The sequence below is a fragment of the Pseudothermotoga lettingae TMO genome, from assembly GCF_000017865.1.
Classification (GTDB): Bacteria; Thermotogota; Thermotogae; order Thermotogales; family DSM-5069; genus Pseudothermotoga_B; species Pseudothermotoga_B elfii.
The window spans coordinates 1,332,480-1,355,622 of record NC_009828.1; the positions used below are offsets into that span (position 1 = coordinate 1,332,480).

Annotated in this window: 23 protein-coding genes and 1 riboswitch; of the genes, 17 read left to right on the forward strand and 6 right to left on the reverse strand. The window is 37.5% G+C overall.

Annotated elements, in window-relative coordinates:
• Positions 1 to 13: 13 nt before the first annotated feature.
• Positions 14 to 190: riboswitch (cobalamin riboswitch) on the reverse strand.
• From TLET_RS06535 to TLET_RS06560, 6 genes are all read right to left on the reverse strand, one after another.
• Complete coding sequence (locus TLET_RS06535) at positions 189 to 1,430, reverse strand: hypothetical protein (protein WP_012003310.1); 1,242 nt, start codon at positions 1,428 to 1,430, stop codon at positions 189 to 191. Its footprint overlaps the riboswitch before it by 2 nt.
• Entirely contained in the window at positions 1,430 to 2,509 is a 1,080-nt protein-coding gene (locus TLET_RS06540) for a DUF362 domain-containing protein (protein ID WP_012003311.1), read from the reverse strand. Before TLET_RS06540 ends, TLET_RS06535 begins: the two co-directional genes overlap by 1 nt.
• 9 nt (positions 2,510 to 2,518) lie before the next feature.
• The gene (locus TLET_RS06545) at positions 2,519 to 2,863 is read right to left on the reverse strand and encodes a DMT family transporter (RefSeq protein ID WP_012003312.1); all 345 of its coding nucleotides are present in this window, start codon (positions 2,861 to 2,863) and stop codon (positions 2,519 to 2,521) included.
• Positions 2,864 to 3,730 (reverse strand): decaprenyl-phosphate phosphoribosyltransferase, encoded by an 867-nt coding sequence (locus tag TLET_RS06550; RefSeq protein WP_038051592.1) that lies wholly within the window; start codon positions 3,728 to 3,730, stop codon positions 2,864 to 2,866. It abuts the gene before it with no gap.
• A 91-nt stretch (positions 3,731 to 3,821) separates the two neighbouring features.
• Entirely contained in the window at positions 3,822 to 4,925 is a 1,104-nt protein-coding gene (locus tag TLET_RS06555) for an ABC transporter ATP-binding protein (RefSeq protein WP_012003314.1), read from the reverse strand.
• Between the two features lie 2 nt (positions 4,926 to 4,927).
• The gene (locus TLET_RS06560; protein ID WP_038051591.1) at positions 4,928 to 5,197 is read right to left on the reverse strand and encodes a type II toxin-antitoxin system prevent-host-death family antitoxin; all 270 of its coding nucleotides are present in this window, start codon (positions 5,195 to 5,197) and stop codon (positions 4,928 to 4,930) included.
• A gap of 111 nt (positions 5,198 to 5,308) precedes the next feature.
• On the opposite strand from TLET_RS06560, the gene ftcD reads away from it, so the two are divergent.
• From ftcD to TLET_RS06640, 17 genes are all read left to right on the forward strand, one after another.
• A complete protein-coding gene (ftcD, locus tag TLET_RS06565; RefSeq protein WP_012003316.1) occupies positions 5,309 to 6,235 on the forward strand; it encodes a glutamate formimidoyltransferase in 927 nt (308 codons plus the stop codon).
• The gene (gene hutI, locus TLET_RS06570; RefSeq protein ID WP_012003317.1) at positions 6,228 to 7,427 is read left to right on the forward strand and encodes an imidazolonepropionase; all 1,200 of its coding nucleotides are present in this window, start codon (positions 6,228 to 6,230) and stop codon (positions 7,425 to 7,427) included. Before ftcD ends, hutI begins: the two co-directional genes overlap by 8 nt.
• Positions 7,417 to 7,875 (forward strand): 23S rRNA (pseudouridine(1915)-N(3))-methyltransferase RlmH, encoded by a 459-nt coding sequence (locus TLET_RS06575; protein ID WP_012003318.1) that lies wholly within the window; start codon positions 7,417 to 7,419, stop codon positions 7,873 to 7,875. The genes hutI and TLET_RS06575 overlap by 11 nt, the downstream gene beginning before the upstream one ends.
• Positions 7,876 to 7,889: 14 nt before the next feature.
• The gene (locus TLET_RS06580; RefSeq protein WP_012003319.1) at positions 7,890 to 9,179 is read left to right on the forward strand and encodes a hemolysin family protein; all 1,290 of its coding nucleotides are present in this window, start codon (positions 7,890 to 7,892) and stop codon (positions 9,177 to 9,179) included.
• Entirely contained in the window at positions 9,160 to 9,549 is a 390-nt protein-coding gene (gene cdd / locus TLET_RS06585; protein WP_038051590.1) for a cytidine deaminase, read from the forward strand. The genes TLET_RS06580 and cdd overlap by 20 nt, the downstream gene beginning before the upstream one ends.
• A gap of 2 nt (positions 9,550 to 9,551) precedes the next feature.
• Positions 9,552 to 10,442 (forward strand): GTPase Era, encoded by an 891-nt coding sequence (gene era / locus TLET_RS06590; protein ID WP_012003321.1) that lies wholly within the window; start codon positions 9,552 to 9,554, stop codon positions 10,440 to 10,442.
• A gap of 10 nt (positions 10,443 to 10,452) precedes the next feature.
• Positions 10,453 to 11,523, forward strand: a complete 1,071-nt coding sequence (locus TLET_RS06595) for an alanine/ornithine racemase family PLP-dependent enzyme (protein WP_012003322.1) — start codon at positions 10,453 to 10,455, stop codon at positions 11,521 to 11,523.
• A 2-nt stretch (positions 11,524 to 11,525) separates the two neighbouring features.
• Positions 11,526 to 12,896: a glucuronate isomerase gene (gene uxaC / locus TLET_RS06600; protein WP_012003323.1), complete on the forward strand. Its 1,371-nt coding sequence runs from the start codon at positions 11,526 to 11,528 to the stop codon at positions 12,894 to 12,896.
• Positions 12,897 to 12,901: 5 nt separating this feature from the next.
• Positions 12,902 to 13,060, forward strand: coding sequence for a hypothetical protein (locus TLET_RS10950; protein ID WP_012003324.1), 159 nt, complete (start codon positions 12,902 to 12,904; stop codon positions 13,058 to 13,060).
• A gap of 289 nt (positions 13,061 to 13,349) precedes the next feature.
• Positions 13,350 to 14,594, forward strand: a complete 1,245-nt coding sequence (locus TLET_RS06605) for an ABC transporter substrate-binding protein (protein WP_012003325.1) — start codon at positions 13,350 to 13,352, stop codon at positions 14,592 to 14,594.
• Positions 14,595 to 14,645: 51 nt separating this feature from the next.
• The gene (locus tag TLET_RS06610; protein ID WP_012003326.1) at positions 14,646 to 15,554 is read left to right on the forward strand and encodes a carbohydrate ABC transporter permease; all 909 of its coding nucleotides are present in this window, start codon (positions 14,646 to 14,648) and stop codon (positions 15,552 to 15,554) included.
• 4 nt (positions 15,555 to 15,558) lie between these two features.
• A complete protein-coding gene (locus TLET_RS06615) occupies positions 15,559 to 16,374 on the forward strand; it encodes a carbohydrate ABC transporter permease (RefSeq protein ID WP_012003327.1) in 816 nt (271 codons plus the stop codon).
• A gap of 91 nt (positions 16,375 to 16,465) precedes the next feature.
• The gene (locus TLET_RS06620) at positions 16,466 to 17,509 is read left to right on the forward strand and encodes a LacI family DNA-binding transcriptional regulator (RefSeq protein WP_012003328.1); all 1,044 of its coding nucleotides are present in this window, start codon (positions 16,466 to 16,468) and stop codon (positions 17,507 to 17,509) included.
• Positions 17,506 to 19,215, forward strand: a complete 1,710-nt coding sequence (locus TLET_RS06625) for an amylo-alpha-1,6-glucosidase (RefSeq protein ID WP_012003329.1) — start codon at positions 17,506 to 17,508, stop codon at positions 19,213 to 19,215. The genes TLET_RS06620 and TLET_RS06625 overlap by 4 nt, the downstream gene beginning before the upstream one ends.
• A complete protein-coding gene (locus tag TLET_RS06630) occupies positions 19,209 to 22,241 on the forward strand; it encodes a glycoside hydrolase family 2 TIM barrel-domain containing protein (RefSeq protein ID WP_012003330.1) in 3,033 nt (1,010 codons plus the stop codon). Before TLET_RS06625 ends, TLET_RS06630 begins: the two co-directional genes overlap by 7 nt.
• Positions 22,242 to 22,244: 3 nt before the next feature.
• Positions 22,245 to 22,517: a LysO family transporter gene (locus TLET_RS06635; RefSeq protein WP_012003331.1), complete on the forward strand. Its 273-nt coding sequence runs from the start codon at positions 22,245 to 22,247 to the stop codon at positions 22,515 to 22,517.
• On the forward strand, positions 22,514 to 23,089 hold the full coding sequence (locus tag TLET_RS06640) for a lysine exporter LysO family protein (RefSeq protein WP_012003332.1): 576 nt from the start codon (positions 22,514 to 22,516) through the stop codon (positions 23,087 to 23,089). Before TLET_RS06635 ends, TLET_RS06640 begins: the two co-directional genes overlap by 4 nt.
• Positions 23,090 to 23,143 lie beyond the last annotated feature (54 nt).

Genomic DNA, 23,143 nt, shown 5'->3' on the forward strand with positions numbered 1-23,143 from the left:
TTTCGGAGAAAGTGGCGAGCTTAATCGAAGGGCAGGTCTCCCGACTTCCGGATCATCCTACTTCCCACACCTTCCCAGCAATGCCAGTGGTATCTGTGGGTTTCGTCCCCGGTCACGGTGGCGTCCCCGTGCCGGATTTTCACCGGCTTCCCTATTAAACCTTCTTGGTACCCTCCGACGCTTCTTATTCAGTTTTCGTTTGTATTATACAACGAAAATATCCCATTCAACAACAGCGGGAATAGATATGCCACAACAGGCAAGAATAAACGAACTTCTCTTGTTAAAGCTACCAGTGCATTCATCGCAATGAATGGAAGTATCCAGCTCCATGTTTTTTTGTAAAACTCAATTTTTCTTATCTTCTGCACGAAAATCAATGGTAAAGCAAAAAATATCGCAGGGTAAACCCATGCCCAGGGATCAGAAAGGTTATCTTTTATCCTGATCAGTGGTGTGTAGTAAGTAGCATTTGGAAATATCACTTTCGCCAAAAGATAAGTCATCAGAATGGGGAAAATTGTTACGGAAACAATCTTGGGCACTCTGTCCTTATTCCACGGGAAGTTATAAAGACCATAAATAACAGCAATAAAAAAGGCGTGATCTGTTCTTACAAAAGATTGAATTACTACAAGTATGAAGATACTCCACCACGGTTTTCTTTTGTAAATGAGTATTACACCGAGAATAAAAAGCAGCAATGAGATGTGAAATTCCTGCTGGAGAAAATCACCATAACTGAATGCCAAAAATATGGAATAAGCAAACATGGAAAGATAAGAAACAAGCTCATTGCATAAAGTTCTCATCCAGAAATACAATAACAGAAGTACACCAATTGTAGCAAAAAAACGCATAGTGGCATATCCATAAATGGTTTTGTTCAAATCGCTCTTATCATCGAAAACCTGAGTGAACTCATATGGTAACTGCTTAATTAATTTACTCACAAACTCAAAAGGATCTTGAAACCAAGCTTTCCAACCCAAGTTATTTACAATGTTCAACAGAATATTTGTCGTCATTACATTATTGGTAATCTCTAACAATTTTTCTTTGATAAAGCCTCCAACATCGTTTGCAAGTTTATCGCGATCTTCCAGAGAAAGATACGAATCAAGATTCAGTTTATTGTCAAGCACGGCGCTGGGATTGTTGTCAAAACCGGCCCATCTTTTCACAGTAAGATATGGACTGCAATACCAGCGTATTGGTATGTGTTTAAAAAATTTTTCAACGAGCAGATATGGTACAAATCTGTACTGATTTGGAGCAGGTCCTTTACCTTCTACATACATGTTATGTGAATAATAAAAGAAAAAACGCCCCCCTAAACTGAAAACATTTTCAACTAACCAAAACCCTATCGATGTTACAAAGTAGGCAAGCACAAAAGCAGTTAATATTAAGACGATGATTTTTCTCATCAATATCTCTCCCACAATCTTCCCCATGGGCTTGTTTTCTTCCATTCCTCAAAGACTTTTTTGCCTTTGAAATTCCACCAGAATTTATCATGGTAAATTTCTGAAGCCAGAACAAAGATATAAACCAAAGGTGTTCTGAAAAACAGTTTTTGCAATCTCTTCAAAGGACCAAACCACAAAAGGTCGCCAACTCTACTTGCAAGATTATCTCCTACTGCGAATTTATATTTCAAATTCGAAATATCGTACCCTACAATCTCTATGTTTTCGAGCTTTCCATTCCCTAAACCTTCCTCGTCGGCTATTCTTATATAATCAATTTGCATAGGATCAAATCCCATGATCTTTGCTGCAACAGCGTCTATAGCAACCTGATCAGAACTCGCCAGAATCAAATCTGTTCTGACAGGTTTCAATGTTCTTGGCCCAGGGCCATTGCCCGCTGTTGTTCCGTCCATAACGGCAAAAATACCGCTGTGGATTTCTTTTTGAATCTTGAGCAAGTCAACAAGCGTCTCATGTATCCAGCTATGTGCATAGTGCCTTTTTGTGTTTAAAAGCCCACCAAAGGCATTTTTCATCGCACCGGTTGTTGTAGTATATATGTGGCATTTCATAGTTGGTAGATGAATTATATTTTTTCCAAAAAAATAATCGGGTAATCTGATTCCCTCTGGAAATATCTTATCAAGTGCTCTCAGTTGTGATTTTGGCTTGTAATCAATCCACTTCATATCTCTTTCCTCGAAGTTGTATAAAACAGGGATTTTGTACTTTGAGTAAACGATATCAAATTTATTGAGTTTTTCTCCATGTTTTGGCCGGGTGACAACAGTTTTGTTCTCAACCGCCACAATCTGCTGAAAACCAAATTTCTTCAACGCCTGTATGGTTCCTTCGAGCTGCCAGGGAGTTGTATTTGCTGAAGGCATAGGAAGATGCCATGAAATATTGTCCTTCAAGATCGTCGTACATTTCTTGTCCAATGTATTTTCTATGTCGGCTATTTTGACTAATTCAATATAGTCGTTCAGTACGGTTTCGGCAGAAGTTTTTAGTACGGCTACTTTCGACTTCATCTGATCACCTCACGTTACGGATACAAGCCATATGCCAGTAGCTATCAGTAAAATGCCGACAATTTTCAGGGAAGATATGTTTTCCTTGAACAGTAGAATTGAAGCAACAGTAACTATTATAAAGCCTGCGCCGGTCATAATAGGGTAAGCTGTACTGAGTTTTGTTTTCGTTAAAGACAAACTGTAAAATACAAAAGACAGGCCAAAGAACAGTAAGCCAAGCCAGATATAAAAGTTTTTAAGACAATGAAAAAAGAATGATGAAAAACTCCCGGTTTCTCGATAAGAAGAAGCGCCAAGTTTTACAAAAATGTTGGCAAGCGAATTTGTCAGTAGAGCTATTAAGAGTTTCATTTAACTACCTCCAAAATACAGAACGATAACTACCGATACAAACCACAAAAAGATTGAAAGAATCATTCCTTTGTCTTTCAAAATTACCTCGGTTGGTTCAGCTTCACCATTTTTCAGGAGCAAGAAAATGTATCTGAAAATCCCATAAACGACGAAAGGAATAGTGTAATAAAGTTTATCTGTGCTGAACTGCTCAACTGTTTTCGAGTCAAGTGTGTAAAGTGAGTACAGAACCATGGCTGCAGTTCCTGTTGAAATCATTACATTACCGAGTAAATTCTCATCATAATACTTCAAAACAAATCTGTGGCCATGATTGTTATATTTTGTTATTTCCCCTCTTCTTTTCCCAAATCCAAGGAAAAGAGCAAGGAAAAACGCACTTGTTACAAGCCAGCCAGATGGCCTGGAATCTATTGAATAACTTCCAGCTATCACTCTCAGCGCAAAGCCAGTAGATATTAACAATACATCCAGTAAAGGAATGCTTTTGCCCTTGAATGTGTAAAAAGTATTCAATAAAAAATAGCAACAAAGGCATATCAAAACATACAAATTCTGCAAAAATCCTATTGAAAGAGAAAGAATAATCAGAATAAACACCAATAATTTTGCTTTTTTTTCATCAAACAGCCCCGAAGCAATAGGCCTATTTTTCTTTGCAGGATGCAATCTGTCAAATGGTGCATCTTTAATATCGTTCATGATGTATACACCGCTTGACAGAAGGCAAAAAGCAGCGAATGTGATAAATGAGTTTGACAGAAAAACGGGGTCAAATATCTTTTTTGCAAAAACGATAGGAATAACTACAAAAAGATTTTTTATCCAGTGTTTTGGCCTTATCAACTTTAGAAGAATTTTCAAAAAAGGACCTCCCGTGTCGTTGGGTGACGATATATTATAGCAAAACAAAGACGGGGAAAACCCCGTCTAATGAATTCAAGCCAATTTTCTTTCAAATTATGGCTTGCTGAGTTTCTTTGTCAAACACGTGGATCGTGTTCATATCAAAAACGAGATCTATTTTTTCACCCTCCTGGGCCTTTGTTCTTGGATCAACTTTCGCGACCAGAGAATCTTCCCCGGCAGTAACATGCAACAAGGTTTCGCTTCCAAGAGGTTCAACAACATCTACTGTACCTTGAATAGTATTTTCTGGCTGAGGAGCCATCGCAAAAAGTTTGTCAAATATATTCTCAGGTCTTATACCAAAAACAACTTCTTTGTCGATCCATTTTTCCAGCGTTTGTTCATGTTCTTTAACAACTTTTACTTTGAAACCGGTCGTTTTAACCCAGATCCCGCCATTTTCAGCTACCAGGGTTGCGTTTATGAAATTCATAGCAGGGCTTCCTATGAACCCGGCCACAAACATGTTCGCCGGCATGTTGTATATCTCGTTTGGAGAACCTATCTGCTGGATTATGCCATCTTTCATAACGACTATTTTGTTTGCCATTGTCATAGCTTCAACCTGATCGTGAGTAACATAAACAATTGTTGCATTAAGCCTGTGATGCAACTTCTTCAATTCGCTTTTCATCTGTACTCTCAGTTTTGCATCAAGGTTTGACAAAGGTTCGTCAAATAAAAAGACTTTTGGATTTCTAACGATTGCCCTTCCAACGGCAACACGCTGTCTTTGACCACCGGAAAGCTGTCTTGGTTTTCTGTCAAGAAGCTGCTCTATACCAAGTATTTTGGCAGCTTCTTTAACTCTTCTTTCAATCTCATCTTTTGGAAATTTCCTGAGCTTCAAACCGAATGCCATGTTTTCATAAACTGTCATATGCGGATAAAGTGCATAATTCTGAAAAACCATAGCGATGTCTCTATCTTTTGGTTCGACATCATTGACAACTTTCCCGTCAATTTTGATAGTTCCGGAAGTGATTTCTTCAAGACCCGCAATCATTCTAAGTGTTGTTGTTTTTCCACATCCTGAAGGACCAAGAAGAACAACAAATTCCTTGTCCTGTACCGTTAAGGTTGCTTCTTTTACTGCCACTACTTTGTTGTCATACACCTTTGTGACTTTCTCGAGATCTACTTGAGCCATTTCTACACCTCCTCAAAATCTTCGTCAAGCATTTTGTCAGAACTAATCTCGGCAAATTTTGATGGATCTCCTACTTCGAGCAGATATAAATCATAGAGATCATCCATTAATTTGGATATCTTCCTGTATCTCTCATAACCGATTAAAGCTGCATACGGCACCCCATTTTTTGTTATAAGAACATCATCTTTTTGAGATTCTTTGACAACTTCGGATAATTTTGCCTTCGCCTGAGCTATGCTGTAAAATTTCTCACTTCTTTTACTGCGCAACTGTAAATCCTCCTGACCATAATTATAGTCATTTTTACCTGCAAAATCAAGTTGCAAAAATACCACGGCTCATGATGATATAATTTTCTTGTAAAAACAGGAGGTGATCACGTGAAAATCGTAGAATCTGTACCAAATTTCAGCGAAGGTAGACGCGAAGAAGTTGTCAAAGAAATAATTTCTCAGGCCGAAGGGGTTAAAGGTGTCTGGATACTTGATTGGTCTATGGATATCGATCACAACCGATCTGTTGTAACACTCGTTGGCTCACCAGAGCCATTGCTCGATGTTCTGTTCAAGATGACTAAAAAAGCTGCTGAACTGATAGATTTACGCAATCACAGGGGAGAACATCCCAGAATGGGGGCGACAGACGTGATTCCTCTGGTCCCAGTTATGGGTACAAATATGCCGGAGTGTGTTGATTTGTCTAAAAAACTGGCTAAAAGAATAGGTGAAGAACTTAAAATACCTGTCTATTTGTATGAGAAATCTGCGACAAATCCACATAGAGAGAATCTCTCTGAAATAAGAAAGGGAGAGTTCGAAGGCTTTTTTGAAAAAATAAAAGATCCTTCCTGGAAACCAGATTTTGGTCCAGAAAATGTTCATCCAACAGCTGGAGTTGTTGCGGTTGGTGCAAGAGAGTATTTGATTGCCTTTAACGTGAATCTCGGAACCGATAAAATTGAGATAGCTGAAAAAATTGCAAAAGCTGTCAGATACATAAGTGGCGGGTATCGATATGTAAAAGCCATAGCCGTGGACCTCAAGGAAAAAGGAATTGTCCAGGTTTCGATGAATATGACGAACTACAGAAAAAGTCCACTGTACCGGGTTTTGGAAACTATAAGAAGAGAAGCTGCAAGATATGGTGTGCCAGTTGTGGGGACAGAGATTATAGGCATGGTTCCAATGCAAGCTTTAATTGATACAGCTCAGTTTTATCTGCAGCTTGATGATTTCAGCCCCAGCAGAGTTATAGAAGGTTGTGTCCTGGAAATTCTGGCAAAAGAAGGTGCAAAGCTCAGTGAATGAAGTTGTAATTCGCGCAAAGAAACTCTATACACCGCTTGGTATAAATCCAAAACGTGGCAGAGAAATGGCAAACCTTTTTGTAAAAGAAGATGTGTACATTCATATTGTAAATGACAGGATAGTCGATATTTCGCATTCAAGACCAGATTTTAATGGCATCTATTTGTATGGAGATCTTGTGATCCCGGGACTTATAGATTGTCACACGCACATACCCTTCTATGGTTACAGAGAAAGCGATTTTCTAAGAAGATCCTCCGGGTTGTCTTATCTTCAGATTCACAATTCAGGTGGAGGTATATATGAAAGTGTTTCGAAACTCAGAAGTGCTTCTTTTGATGATTTAGTTCGGTTCAACCTTAAATTAATTAACAGACTTTTCAGAAAAGGTGTCACTACTTTAGAAGGGAAAACAGGCTATGGATTGGATACAGAAAACGAACTGAAACAGCTTAAAGTGCTCGAGGTTCTGAACAAATTGAGCCCAGCTGAGATTATTCCAACGTTCATGGGAGCGCATTCTGTCCCAAAGGAGAAAGATCAGGACAGTTATGTAAATGATCTGATATCTATGCTTGACTTGATAAAAAATAGATGCACTTTTGTCGATATCTTTTGTGATGAGGGGGCTTTTGATGTTGACCATGCATCGAAATATTTGATGGCAGCAAAGGAAAGAGGATATAAGGTTCGTGTACATGCTGACGAAATAAAAAACACCCAGGCCACAAAATTAGCTGTAAAACTTGGTGCAATCTCAGCTGAGCACCTAATTAAAATAGACGAAGATTCAATAAAATCAATTTCTCAAAGCAATACAATAGCTGTTTTGTTACCAGCAACGAGTTTTTATATAAATGAGTCCTACGCCCCCGCCAGAAAATTAATTGATAGCAACGCAATAGTTTCACTGGCAAGTGATTTTAATCCAGGATCATCTGCGGTGATCGAACCATCTTTCGTAATGAATATATCAGTAAAGAACTTGAAAATGACACCGCAGGAAATATTAACTGCCTTTACTCTAAATGCTGCATGCGTACTTTCGTTATCTGATCGGCTTGGAAGTGTAGAGATTGGAAAGCAGGCAGATCTGCTAATTTACAACGATGCGGATTTGGAAACAATAACTTATCTGATAGGTATACAACCCGATTACGTAATAAAAAGGGGAGAAATTTTTGAAAATTGAAATTGTCGTAATTGGAAAATTAAAAGAATACATTAGGCCAGCTGTCAAGGAGTATATTAAAATGCTGAGCTCTTTTGCAGAAATTAAATTGACTCAAATCAAGCATGCGAAAGGTTACAAAGATTTTGATAAATCTCTGAAAAAAGAAGCAGAAGGTATAATTTCACAATTAAAAGAATCTGATTATGTTATCCTCTTAGATCAGTCCGGGAGAAGTTGTGATTCTATTTCTTTTGCGAATCATTTTCACCAGCTTATTCAGATTAATTCATCGATAGTATTTGTTATAGGCGGACCTTTTGGAGTAGACGAATCTTTGAAAAAAAGGGCGAATGAACTTTTATCGCTTTCTGATTTAACCTTTACACATCAATTAGCAGTGGTAATTCTCTTGGAACAGTTATTCAGAGCTTTCAAGATCATAAACAATCAGAAGTATCATTATTAGGAGGTGGTATTGAAGTGGACGACTCAGCCAGTAGCGGTTCAATCGTACTCCAGATTGTCGCAATAATCGGTCTTTTAGCTTTATCAGCAATGTTTTCAGCCTCTGAAACAGCGCTGACGTCGATGAGCAGGCTCAGACTTCTGAAAAAAGATGAGAAAGAGAGTATTCACAAAGTAAATCGTCTTTTAACAGCTTCTCTTGTGATGAACAACTTCGTAAACCTCATGTTTTCGTCTCTAATAACGATCCTTTTCATCAATCTGTTCATGAATCTGAATGAAAATCTGGTGGCTCTAATTGGCACAGTTTTTACGACTATCCTTGTGCTAATTTTTGGAGAAATAACACCAAAGATATACGCAAGAGAGTACTCAGAAAAGGTTTACCAGAGAGCGGAAAAAATGCTCAAGGTGTGTGAAAAACTCCTGGGCCCTCTGATCAAATTACTTCTTGCCATCAGCAATAAAATAGTAAAGTTTTTTGGTGGAGAAGCTATGGAAGATGCACCTTTTATAACATCTGAAGATATAATAACAGCCGTAAATCTGGGAGAAGAAAAAGGTACTATAGATCATCAGGAAGGGCTCATTGTGGAACGAACTTTCCAAATGAGCGAAACCACGATAAGAGAGATAATGACTCCTCGTGTAGATGTTGTTGCAATTGAAGAAAATGCTTCATTATTTGACCTTATGGAGTTAGTAGACGAAGAGGGATACTCAAGAATACCTGTTTACAGAGAAGATATAGACAACATAATTGGCGTTTGTTATGCCAAAGATATTGTAGGTTATATTCAGCAACATGGTACAGACGAACTCAGCAAGAAAAAGGTTAAAGAAATTATAAGAGAACCGCTATTTGTTCCAGAAACTATGAATGTGAGCACTCTGCTGAAAATTTTTAAAGAAAAGAAAATACACATTGCAATAGTAGTAGATGAATTTGGTGGTACAGCAGGTATCGTGACGTTAGAGGATATTTTAGAAGAACTCATTGGAGAAATAATGGATGAGTACGACCATGATGAAGTCAGTGGAATAAAAAAAATAAGTGAAAACACCTACTTGATAAACGCAACAACTCCTATAAATGATATAGAAAGGGAACTTGATGTAGATTTTGAAGAGACAGAACACGAAACACTCTCCGGATATCTGCTGGAGATCTTCAGAAGAATCCCATCGGTTGGCGAAGAAGTCGATGTAGATCTTTTCCATTTCAAAATTGTTGCAGCAACGAAAAATAGAATTGAGCGAGTCCTGATGACCATAAAAAGGAGAGATGAAATTGAACAACGATGAATTGATAGAACTGGCCATTGATGCTATGAAAAGGGCATATGTGCCATATTCAAATTTCAGAGTAGGTGCTGTTGTTGTATCAAAGAGCGGAAAGATATTTACAGGGTGCAATGTTGAAAATGCTTCATATGGGTTAAGCATATGCGCTGAGAGGGTTGCTATATTCAGTACCATAGCATCTGGAGAAGAAATTGAAAAGCTTGTTGTTGTTGCAGATACTCCACAACCTGTGAGCCCATGTGGCGCTTGCAGGCAGGTAATGAGTGAGTTTGGAGATTTTGAAGTTGTCCTGGCAAACACTAACGGTGATATCATTACCACAAAGGTATCAGATTTATTGCCTCATGCTTTTAAATTTCAGAGGTGGTGATGTTGAACTCTGGCTTCGTCACCCTCGTGGGCAGACCAAATGCAGGTAAATCAAGCCTGATAAACAGTTTTATTGGCAGAAAGGTGCTCATTGTTTCTGAAAAACCCCAAACAACAAGAAATAAAATAAGATGTATTTACACCGATTCATATCACCAGATAATCTTCACAGATACGCCGGGGATACATAAACCAGTGCATAGACTTGGAGAATTTATGGTCAAAGTAGCTATTCAGGCAATGAAAGGTGTGGACCTTGTACTATTTGTTGTAGATGCAACTAAGGGTTTTGGCGAACCAGAAAAAAGAATATGCGATCTCGTTAAACTTTCTAAAACGGAAACTTTTCTGGTTATCAACAAAATAGATTTGGCAAAAAACTATGAATTTCTCGCAAAAACAATTGTAAGTGAATGCGACTGCTTTTCAAAGGTTTTTTTCACCAGTGTTGTCAAAAATGAGGGTATTGAAGAACTTCTTCAGGCAATTAAAAATTGTATGCCCGAAGGTCCCATGTATTTTCCAGAAAATATGCTGATTGATCGTCCCATTTCATTTCAAATTGCTGAGATAATAAGAGAAAAAGTGCTCCTGTTTACAAGAGAAGAAATACCACATTGTGTAGCTGTTATAGTAGATACTATGGAAAAGCGACAAAACAATCTGTTATATGTGGCGGCAACTATTTATGTGGAAAGAAACTCTCAAAAGGGAATAATAATAGGTAAAAATGGAAACATGCTCAAACAAATAGGTACTCTTTCAAGAATAGAGATAGAGTCAATCGTTGGCTCAAAAGTTTACCTTGATCTTCACGTTAAAGTGAAAAAGAACTGGAGAGACAAAGATTTCATAATATTAAATGAGATTGGAATGAAAGACGAGATCGAATAGGAGGCTGCTCATGCCAAGATTGTACATAAATCTGAGATTACTCGAGAAAAACACAAAAGAAGTTCTTTCGCTTTGTTCAAAACACAATGTGGAACTCATAGGCGTGACGAAAGTTAGTCTCGGAGATCCGCAAGTTGCCCAATGTATAAGAAACGCTGGTGTGAATATCATAGGCGAGTCAAGGGTGGAAAATATTAAAAGGATGGTCAAATCTGGCATTAACAGGCCTTTTATGATGCTAAGAATACCGGCTATCAGCCAACTTGAAGAAATTGTAGATCTGTGTGACTATATTCTCGTGTCTGAATTGAAAACTGTGGAAGCAATTGAGGAAATTTGCAAGAATGCCGGAAAGTCTGTCAACCTTATATACATGGTGGATGTTGGGGATCTGAGAGAAGGCGTGTGGTACAAGCAAGCAGAGGAAGAGATCTGTAAAGCCGTAAAGATTTGCAAAACTTCCAGAATAATAGGTGTTGGGACAAATTTAGGTTGTTATGGTGGCATACTTCCAACAAATGAAAATATGGCAAAGCTTGTTTACATAAGAGATAAAATAGAACAGAGAACGAACACGCATCTGCCAATTGTTTCCGGTGGTAATACAGCGGCGCTGAGGCTACTTGAGCATAGCGATTTACCTGAAGGTGTTAATCAATACAGAGTTGGCGAGGCTATAATGCTTGGTACAGATGTGACAAACAATCGAAAAATTGACTGGCTCGAACAAAAAACAGTAGTTTTGGAAGCTGAGGTAATTGAAATGAAAACCAAACCTTCTGTCCCGGAAGGACAATCAGGTCTGGATGCATTTGGTAGACAACCTGTTTTTGTAGACAAAGGACTAAGAAAAAGGGCAATACTTGCTCTCGGTGAACAGGACACAGTGCCAAAGCATCTAAAACCCTTAGATAAAAATGCAGAAGTAATACATGCCTCAAGTGATCACACTATAGTAGATATAACAGAAGTTCAAAGACAAATCAATGTTGGAGATACGATGAAATTCACACTGAGCTATGCAGCTTTGCTTAGAGCCATGACCTGCCCACACGTTGAAAAGATATACAGGGGGGAATAAAAATGGCATTTCTCGATGAGAGATATCTGCTTTCGAGTAAAACAGCTTTCGATCTTTATGAATCTGTCAAAAATCTGCCAATAGTTGATGCTCACAATCATGGTGATGTAAAAGAGATTGTTGAAAACAAAGGATGGAATGACATATGGGAAGTCGAAGCGGCAACGGATCATTATGTGTGGGAGTTAATGAGAAGAAGGGGAGTACCTGAAGACAAGATAACGGGAGATGCTACAAATTATGAAAAATGGATAGCCCTGGCAGAAGTTTTTCCAAAATTTGCTGGCAATCCGACATACGAATGGGTTCATTTAGATCTGAAAAGGCGATTTGGAATTAACGAAACAATATCCAGGCAAACTGCTGAAACAATATGGTACAGATCAAAACAAATATTAAATGAAGATAAAATGAAGCCACAAAACATATTGAGAGAAATGAATGTAGAAATAATGTGTACAACAGATGATCCTACTTCGGATCTGGTATACCACAAATTAGCCCGTGAAAAAATTCCCAGCATCAGAATTTTGCCAACCTGGCGGCCTGACAGAACCTGCAAAATAGATACAAAAGATTGGAAAAATTATGTCGAAAAACTTTCAATGTCAACAAATACGGATATATCCAATCTTGATGATTTTTTAAACGCTCTCGAAAAAACTCACGGATATTTCAATGATCTGGGATGCGTCTGTAGTGACCATGCTTTGCTCAATCCATTTTTGGAACCTGTCGATAAACACAAAGCAAGCCAGATATTTGACAATTCCATGAAACAAAGTGCATCACACGAAGATCTGATGATCTTTCAATCTTATATGATGTATAAATTTGCAGAAATGAACACAAAAGAAAACTGGACGATGCAACTTCATATAGGGTCGTACAGAGATTACAGGAAAAAACTCTTTGATTCACTTGGCCCTGACAGTGGTGGAGATATCTCGGCTGGCTTTGTAGATATTGCAAGAGGGATGAAAGAATTTTTCAATGCTTTCGATGGTAAAGTAAAAATCATTATATATTGTATGGATATGACATATTTATCAGTTGCTGCAACCATAGCGCGCGCTTTTGAGAATATTTTTTTAGGTGCGCCATGGTGGTTTAATGACAGCCCATTTGGAATGAGATTTCAACTGCAATACATCGCATCTGTGGATCTGCTGAGTAATTTTGCAGGAATGGTAACGGATTCGCGCAAACTTATGTCGTATGGTTCACGTACCGAAATGTTCAGGAGAATTTTGTGCGATGTCGTTGGTGAAATGGTAGATAGAGGACAGATTCCATTCAAAGAAGCCTTAGAGCTTTGCAATGAGCTTTGCTATTTTAGACCTAAGGAACTGTTTTTCTCGAGAAAGAGGTGAATTTCATGGAATACACTGAATCAGACAAGAAAAAATTAGCCAAAAAGGTAAAAGAAGGTTATGAGCTTGTCGAAATAGTTTTCGATAAAAAAAGCAGATATGCAATTTTGCAAAAAAACGAGCAATACGTTGCTGTAAAACTCTCTAAAGCAAAAGAAAAATAATATCGCTAACCCTGGTTTGCATTTTTCCATTGAGCAGGTCTGACCGTGCACAGTTTTTCAAAAACCCACGATCACTTCAAGTGAATCTTGGAAACTTTCTATTATTGTATAAATATTTCAGCAAGTTTTTTTAGCCTTTTTAGGATAGAACTGAAAATACCCCCTATTTTTTAATCTTAGATGAAATATGACTTGACTTTCACTTACTAAATGATTATACTTATTACGGTAATCGTTTACTTAAACGTTTAAGTAAACGATTACTAATCGTAGACCGGAGGTGACTGCTGTGAGTAAAAAAATTTTCATCGTGATTGTTTTAACTGTCGCTCTTTTCACCCAACTTCACGGCAAAACCTTTTTAAGAGCTGCTACATGGGATGAAGCAGAAGGAGCAAAGTGGGTAAAAGAAGTTTTCTCAAAGTACGAGCAAATGAACCCTCAGGTAAAAATCAATGTTCAGAGCATCACACAGGGATACGATGACAAGATCATAACAAGCCTGGCAGGCGGGACTCCTCCTGATCTGTTTATGTGGTGGGACTATCCAAGATTAGCTTCGCTGGATGTCTTAACTCCACTGGAAAATCTTGTAGATCTTAGCAATATTGATCCAATGCTGGTTAAATGGGTTTCCTACAACGGACACGTTTGGGGTATACCGAAAGATTGGACCACGAGAGTTATATGGTTCAATAAGGAAGTTTTCGACAAGTATGGTGTTCCATACCCCGATAACAACTGGACCTGGAAAGAATTTAGAGAAGTAGCCAAAAAGCTCACCCACCCTGAAGAAAAAGTCTGGGGTTTTCTGGTAACACCTTACGTTTATGAGTGGGAAGGATATGTTCGAATGAATGGCGGAAGCTATTTATCTCCTGACACAAGTACGATGAATGGTTATCTTAATAGCAAAGAAACAATTGAAGCGATAGAATTTCTAACAAATCTTTATTTGATTGACGGCGTTTCTCCATCACCATCTTTGATTTCAGCTTCTGGTGGAAGCTACGCAATGTTTGAATCGGGAAAAGTTGCCATGATAGACGATGGAGTCTGGTTTATAGGTTACATGAGATCTAGAAATCCCAGTCTCACTATACAAGACTTAGCTAAAAAATTTGGATGTGTTTTTCCGCCTCATCCCGAAGGAAAACAACTCAAAGTTATGATTCATAATTCGGCCTGGGTCATTCCAAAAAACTCTAAAAACAAAGAAATAGCACTGGATATAATACGATTTTTAGCAAAAGAAGGTGGTAGAACCATGGCGGAAGGTGGTTGGGCTTTTCCAATAGATATGAAGATAGCTGAGGAAATGAAATTGTATGAAGATCCTATTTTAGGAACATTTTTGAAACTTCTTCCATATGCCGTCGAAGATCCTTCTTTTCTCAAAAGATCTGATTGGAGCGAGAAATTCGAGCAGTATATAGCAGATGCATTTGATCTAATTATGCTAAGAAAAGCTACTGTTGAAGAAGCTCTTAACAAAGCTGTCGAAGAGTCTGAAAAAGCTTTGGGTAGAAAATAAAAGGAGGTGTATGAGTCCGGTTGCTCTATTCAGGGCAACCGGATTATTATTATGGTTAATAATCTTTTTATGCGGCGCAGAAAGAAAAACATAGCCGGATATTTATTCATATTGCCATGGTTAATTGGATTTTGCCTTTTTACAGCTGGACCAATACTTTTTTCTATATTCTTGAGTTTTCATGAATGGCACATATTTGATAAGATGAAATGGATTGGAATTGAAAACTATAAAAAACTTTTTGCAGATCCCCTTTTTTACCACTCTTTAAAGGTAACATTCTATTACGCTGCGATAAGTGTTCCTGTTGGCTTGGTTGTGGGATTGTTTCTTGCAGTCTTGCTGTATCAAAAAGTTAAAGGTACATCTGTATTCAGAACAATTTTCTATATACCTTCAATAGTTCCTGTTGTTGCAACCGCGACACTCTGGATCTGGATATACAATCCAGAATACGGAATACTTAATTTCTTGCTCGCCAAGATAGGTGTAAGAGGACCAGATTGGCTTTATAGTACAAAGTGGGTTGTCCCTGCAATAGCTTTTATGAATGCATGGACAGCAGGACCCAACATGATAATATATCTTGCCAGTTTAGAAGATATTCCAAAAGTATACTGGGATGCTGCAAAAGTAGATGGTACAAATAGCTGGCAAAGGTTCTGGCACATTACAATTCCGTTTCTCAGTCCTACAACATTCTTCCTGCTTATCACAAATGTTATGGGAGCTCTCCAAACTTTTGCTCAAGCTTACATAATGGGTGGAGGGGGTAGAGGGTTTGGAGCTCCTGCAAATGCTTCTTTGTTTTATTGTCTGTATCTCTATGAACAAGGATGGTCCTGGTTCAACATGGGATACGCTTCCTCATTGTCTTGGGTATTGACACTGATTATTTTCACTCTCACATTGATAATATTCAAAACCTCTAATAAGTGGGTTTATTACGAGAGGAGTTGAAAATGTGAAAAACATTTTTCTATATCTTGCACTCATTTTATTGTCCATAATCTTTATTATGCCATTTATGTGGATGTTTAGCACTTCTCTTAAAAGTGGGGAGGATGAAATATTCTCATACCCACCGAAATTGCTTCCCGAGACTTTTAATTTTTCAAATTATAAGAAAGTTTTGGAACTTTTCCCCTGGTTAACTTTTCTAAAAAACTCGGCTATTATAACTGGTTTGAGCACTATAGGCATAGTCCTATCATCTTCCTTAGCAGCTTTTGCTTTTGCAACTCTTGAATTCAAAGGGAGGGATAAATTATTTATTTTAGTGATATCAACCATGATGGTTCCATATTACACAACATTGATTCCACAATATATACTGTTCAGCAAACTGGGATGGATAGACACACTAAAACCTTTATGGGTTCCCTCATTTTTTGGATCAGCTTATTTTATATTTCTCCTCAGGCAATTTTTCAAAAGTATCCCGAAAGAATTATTTGAAGCAGCTAAAATAGATGGTTGTAGTATTTTTCAGATATTCTACAAAATCTATTTTCCTCTTGCAAAACCAGCTGTCATAACAGTTGTAATATTGCAATTTATGTCAGCGTGGGGAGATTTCTTTGGACCGTTGATATATCTCCAATCCGAAGAAAAATACACCCTCGTTCTGGGGTTGAATGCATTTAGAGGTATGTATTACACATCCTGGCATTATCTCATGGCAGCAACATGTATGGTCACAATACCTTCGCTAATAGTCTTTGCACTTGGGCAGAAACATATAATAGGTGGAATAACAATTACTGGTATGAAATCTTAATACTTATTCTTTTACTTATTCTTTCTGCAGAATAAAGCAGTATCAGCGATAGAATTGAAATCAGAAATCTATATATGAGGAAGGTGCAAACATGAAAAAAAGATACGCAACTCTAAAGGATATAGCTAAAGCGCTGGGAGTTTCTGTTACTACTGTCCATAAGGCACTTAATGGGCATCCTGATGTCAGTAAAGAAACAAGAAAAAGAGTTCTTGAAGTCACTGAAAAACTTGGTTATATAAAAAATGAAACAGCTTCTAATTTGAGAACTTCCGGCTCCAATACTATCGCTTTTATAAGCTCGAATATATCTAACCCGTTTTATGAACAAGTTATCAAAGGAATGAATCAAGCTGCCGAAGATTTCGGTTACATGTTGCTTATAACAAATCTAATTAATGATTCACGTGACGATCTGGTAAGAAGTATAGAGATTCTCATGAAAAAAAGAATAGACGGCTTAATAATAGCAGCAAATATGTTAGCCCTGAATCACCAAGATTTGAGAAAGTACAAAATAAGAGAATTTTGTGTGGCATTCGGAACAGTTTTTCCACCGGAAGAATTTGATGTGGTCTCTCCAAACAATTTTAAAGGAGGATATATAGCAACAAAACATCTTATAGAATCTGGTTGCAAAAAAATAGCTATGCTTCACTCATCAAATTTCGAAATAGAAAAAAATCTCAATGAAAGATTTAAGGGTTATCTAAGGGCCCTGCAAGATCATAATATTGAATTTTCGCAAGAATTGTTATTTATACAAAAACAATTTATGAGTAAATCATACGGTACTCAATCTGCTTATGAGATTTTGAAAGAGAAATTGAAAACAACACAATTTGACGGACTTTTTTGTTATAATGACGAGACTGCTTACGGTGCTATAGAAGCTATAAAAGAAAGTGGACTTAGAATCCCGGAAGATATAGCTGTTGTTGGATACGACAATCTGGAGTTTTCCCGAATGATTTCCCCACAGCTTACATCAATAACCTTCGACAAATATAAACTCGGCTACAAAGCTGTTGAAATGCTTTTAGAGAGGATTAATCATCCAGAGCTGAATCCAAGAATAGAACTCATTGACGTAAAAATTGTCGTGAGAGAAAGTTCTAAAGGAGGTATAAGATGAATCTCGATCTAACTCGTATACCATTCAGTAGATTTGGTTCGTATTTTTCAATCTCTTATATAACAAAAAAAATCTGGGGAAACAATTATGAAGAAGGACTTTACTTGAGGTCCCTCCACGGGCGGCTTAAAAAAAAGGAATTATTTTTAATAGAAACAATTGACAGCAGAGGAAACGTTATTCCGTCTCAGATTCAGGCATCACCAGAAATTCTTCTTGTGCAGAATGACAAAGGAACCGCAAAGATATCTATGCCGAAGCCAGAGTTTTTGTTAATAGAAGGGTTTGGAACAGGTGTGAGGTTCTCCGCAAAAGGAAGCGGCCATTTCTTAATACCGGTTGGAAAAAATGAGTGGCTATTTAATTATTACGATGAAGGAATTCAAATCTCGATATTAGTACAGCACGGCAATATAAAAATCAATGCTCCCTGGAATGGGATAAAGTGCGAAAACGTGATTTTAGAAGTATCACCGAAATATGGTAAATTCAGGATAATTCTGTTTGAAGCCGCCGAAAGAGAAATAATTAATGATATTCTGGAGCACAGCAAATCATGTTCGCCTGATGTCGTAAAGAAGGAATTTGAACTTTTCTTACAAAAATTGCCAAGCTTACCTTCCGAATTAAGCGATCATTTCGAAACTGCCGGTTATATATTATGGTCCAGTTTTGTTAAACCAAATGGTTATTTGAAACGGCCAGCAATGCTCATGTCAAAAAATTGGATGACAGATATCTGGAGCTGGGATCACTGTTTTAATGCTTTAGCGCTCAGTTACAAGAATCCAGAACTTTCGTGGGATCAGTTTGCACTTATGTTTGATTTCCAAAGTTCGTCAGGAGCCCTTCCTGATTTCGTGAACGACCATGAAAGTTACTGGAATTTCAGTAAACCGCCTGTACATGGTTGGACAATTGAAAAACTTTTGACGAACTTGCCATCAAATTTCTCACTAAAAATTGAGGATATTTATCTGTTCTTAGAAAAATGGACCGGTTGGTGGTTAAATTACAGAGATTATGACAACGATGGCATTCCCCAATATAACCACGGTAACGATTCAGGTTGGGATAACAGCACGGTGTTTCTTGAAAGACCACCAATTGAATCTCCAGATCTATCAGCTTTCTTGATAAAACAAATGGAAGTTTTATCAAAACTGGCTGAAAAGATCGGCAGGGATGATCTAACAATAAAATGGAAAGAAGATGCTTCAAGATTCCTCGGCAAATTGTTGAATCATTCACTGAGAGATTTCGAATTAATGCCTATGACCTCTGGAAGCCACAAGGTAATCGAATCAATGAGTTTACTCCCCATGATTTCTATAGTTATTGGAGACAAACTTCCAGGAAAAGTTCTTGGGAAAATGATTCAAAGGATAAAGAAATTTATGACTCCATACGGGCTTTCAACAGAAGAACCAGATAGTCCATTTTATACAAGTGATGGATACTGGCGTGGGCCAGTATGGGCTCCAGTTGTGATGATTATTGTCGATAGTCTTGAAAGAATAGGGCAACATCACCTGGCCCAACAAATATCAAGCCGGTTCGTAAAATTAGTTGCAAAGGAAGGTTTCGCAGAAAACTTCGATGCTCTCAACGGCAAAGCTCTTAGGGATCCAGCACATACCTGGACTGCCAGTGTGTTTCTTATTCTTGCAAAAGACCTGGATCATGGGAGGGAAAAATCGTGCTGAGTTCTATAGACTGGGAAAACCACAGAATATTACACAAAAACAGAGAAAAACCGAGATGTACTTTTCTGTACAGATTGAATCCATGTAATGGGAAATGGGAATATTGGCCATTTTTGATTTCGTTGAACGGAAAATGGAAATTTAAATGGTGCCGTAATTTCAAAGTCGTGCCAGATGGATTCTATAAAATAGATTATGATGACAATACCTGGTTTGAAATTGAGGTGCCAAGCAACTGGGAAATTCACGGGTATGGTATACCAATATATACCGATGTAAAATATCCATTCTCTCCGAATCCTCCTTTTATTGACAAAGAAAGAAATCCAGCAGGACTTTACAGAAGGCATTTTACTATACCTTCGTCCTGGGATGGAAAAGAAATTTTCTTGCATTTTGCCGGTGTTAGATCCGCTTTCTACGTTTATGTAAATGGTATTTGTGTCGGTTACAGTCAAGATAGCTGTAGTCCAGCAGAATTCAGAATCACAGATTATGTGAAAATTGGAAATAATACTTTAGCGATCGAAGTTTACAAATGGTGCGACGGCAGCTATTTAGAAGATCAAGACATGTGGTGGATGGCTGGTGTTTATAGAGATGTTTTTGTTTATGCAACTCCCAAATTACATTTGAGGGATTTCTTTATCAAGACAGATTTAGATGAAAAATACCAGGATGCTGTATTAAAAATAGATATGGTGCTGATCAATTATCTACGCGAAAGCTCTGAAGATTTGTGCCTTGAAATCAATGTGTTAGATTCGGAAAATGGAGCACCTGTCTGTGACTCAATTTTGCTTGATGCAGGAACTATCCCTCCAGGAGAAGAAAAAATTGTAACTATAGAAAAAGAAATAAAGAACCCTTTGAAATGGTCTTCAGAAACCCCAAATTTGTATTCTGCAGAAATAAAACTTTTTAAACGACATAATTCACAGATATTAGAATCCCAAAAATTCAATATTGGATTCAGAAAAGTTGAAATTATCGATGGTCAGATGCTTTTGAATGGAAAACCAATCAAAATCAAAGGGGTGAACCGGCATGAATTTGACCCGGATAAAGGTTACGCAATAACCTTAGACAGAATGATACAGGATGTAAAACTCATGAAGCAATATAACATTAATGCAGTCAGAACATCTCATTATCCAAATGATCCAAAATGGTATTTCTTGTGTGATTATTACGGCTTATATGTTATTGACGAAGCAAACATAGAAGCACATGGTATGGGTAATCTACTTGCAGAAGATCCGAACTGGTTAGAGGCTCATCTTGATAGGATCACAAGGATGGTTGAAAGAGATAAAAATCATCCGTCTGTAATAATCTGGTCGCTCGGAAATGAATCTGGAGATGGGCAAAATTTTGTCGCATTAAGCAATTGGATTCACCAGCGAGACAAAACAAGACCTGTTCATTACGAACCCGCAGGGACACAAAAATATGTTGACATAGTATCTTTCATGTACAAATCTCCAAAAGATTTAGAAAGCTTTTCTGAAGAAATAAAAGATAGGCCTGTTTTTTTATGTGAATATGCACACGCCATGGGAAATAGCGTTGGAAATTTAAAAGAATACTGGGATGTTATCAAAAAGTACAAAAATTTACTCGGTGGTTGCATATGGGATTGGGTGGATCAAGGAATAAGAAAAAAGGATAAATCTGGAAAAGAATTTTGGGCATACGGTGGTGACTTTGGAGACGAGCCAAATGATGGAAACTTTTGTATCAATGGGCTTCTCTTACCAGACCGTACTCCTGAACCTGAGCTTAGTGAAGTAAAGAAAGTTTATCAATACATAGAAATTAGCCCTGCAGATAAACTTGGAGAGTTCTTGATAACCAATAATTATTCTTTCATAAACCTGAACAACTTTGATTGCTTTTTCGAAATTCAAGAAAACGGATTGTCAATTCAAAGAATCAGAATAGGAAAAATCAACCTTGAGCCTGGTTGCTCTAAGAAAATCCAGATTCCTATCAATGAAATTTCTTTCAATGAAAACGCGGAATATCATGTGAAAATATTATTTACCCTTGCAAAGGACACTATCTGGGCTGAAAGAGGCTATGAAATAGCTTGGGAACAATTTAGCCTATTTAAAAAAAAGAAAACCTTTACACCTGCTTCAGCAAAAGGAATTGAACTGAAGGAAGAATCAGAAAGAATATTCGCAGGAAATCAAAAGATGAAAATTATTTTTAATAAAAACTCAGGGTTTATAGAAAGTTTGAAATATATGAACCGGGAATTGCTTTTAAAACCTCTCAGAATGAACTTCTGGAGAGCTCCTACAGATAACGACAAAGGAAACAAACTGCCTGCAAGAGCAGCCATTTGGCGAAATATCTGGGAAAAAGCTAAGGTGTCCAAAATAAAAAGAGTTGAATCCGATCTTGGATACAAATTGGTATTCGAAGGATTTTTCAAGGATATAGAAAAAACGAACTGGGAATTAGTGTATACAATTTCTGATGAAATAACAGTGGAGTTAAAGGTAAATATCGATAGACATCTTCCAGAGCTGCCAAGAATAGGTATTCAAGGAACCTTCCTTGGTGATTTCAAGTACGTGTCGTGGTATGGCCGGGGACCACATGAAAATTATTGCGATAGAAAGACAGGAGCGCCTGTTGGTCTGTATAGAAGCACAGTTGAGGGTATGATACATAAATATGTAAGACCTCAAGAAACTGGACAGAGGACAGATGTTAGATGGTTTAGTATATCCGATGATTACGGAATCACTGTTTTAGTCGAAGGACATCCTGTGATCGAATTTAGCGTATGGCCTTTCGAACTGGAAGATCTTGAAAAAGCAAACCATGTGAATGAACTAACGTACAAAAATCTGGTTGTAGTGAACATAGATCACAAGCAAATGGGACTTGGAGGAGATAACAGCTGGGGTGCTTTACCGCATCCAGAATATATTCTCTTTCCAGGAGAATACAAATATTCTTTTACAATCAAGGTTCTTAGAAATTTTTTTGAAAATTTTCAGGAGGGATAAGATTTGGCCTTGATTATAATCCTGTCCTTTGCCTTAGGCATAGTATCAGGTGCTTTTTTTAAAGTAACTTTGCCTAAAAAAATTAACGTCGTGAATATTATAGTTATTGCCCTTTTGTTTTTTATGGGTCTCAATCTCGGGTCAAACAAGGATTTACTCAAAGTTCTACCAAGTGTAGGAATAACAGGTTTATTGATAGCTTTTTTTTCAGCTGGATGCAGCATTATCTTTGCATGGTTATTTGAATATTTTTCAAAAAGAGGTGGCAAAAAATGATACAAACTCTGGCAGTTTTTTTAGCAGGTATATTTTTTGGCAAGTTTATACATTTTGAAATTCCTGAGTGGTTTTTTACAATACTACTTGTAGCTTTAGTCTTCACTGTTGGAATAAGCATAGGCAATGAAGAAAAAATACTGAGTAAAATAAAAAAGAACCTCAATACTATCATAATCTTAAGCATTTTAACAATTACAGGAAGTTTGCTTGGTGGTTTTATAGCAAGTTTTTTCACCAAGCTCGACATAAGAGAAGCTGTAGGGGCCTCTGCTGGACTTGGCTGGTACAGTTTGTCTGCAATCATGATAAGTGAGGTTCATTCGCATTCTCTGGGCACCATATCTTTTATTGCAAACATCTTTCGCGAACTTTTATCAATCATCGTTGTGCCTTTTCTGGCAAAAATCACAAAATACGGTGCAATATCGTGCGCTGGTGCGACATCAATGGATACCCTGCTTGGATTGATTTCTAAATATGTGCCAAAACAAGAAGTGTTAGTTGCTTTTGGTCATGGAGTTATACTGTCAACTTTCGTGCCAGTATTAATAACATTTATATTCTCATAATTTTATAAATGGTATCTTGCCGATCAATCTACTGAAAGTCAGGTTATTCACATA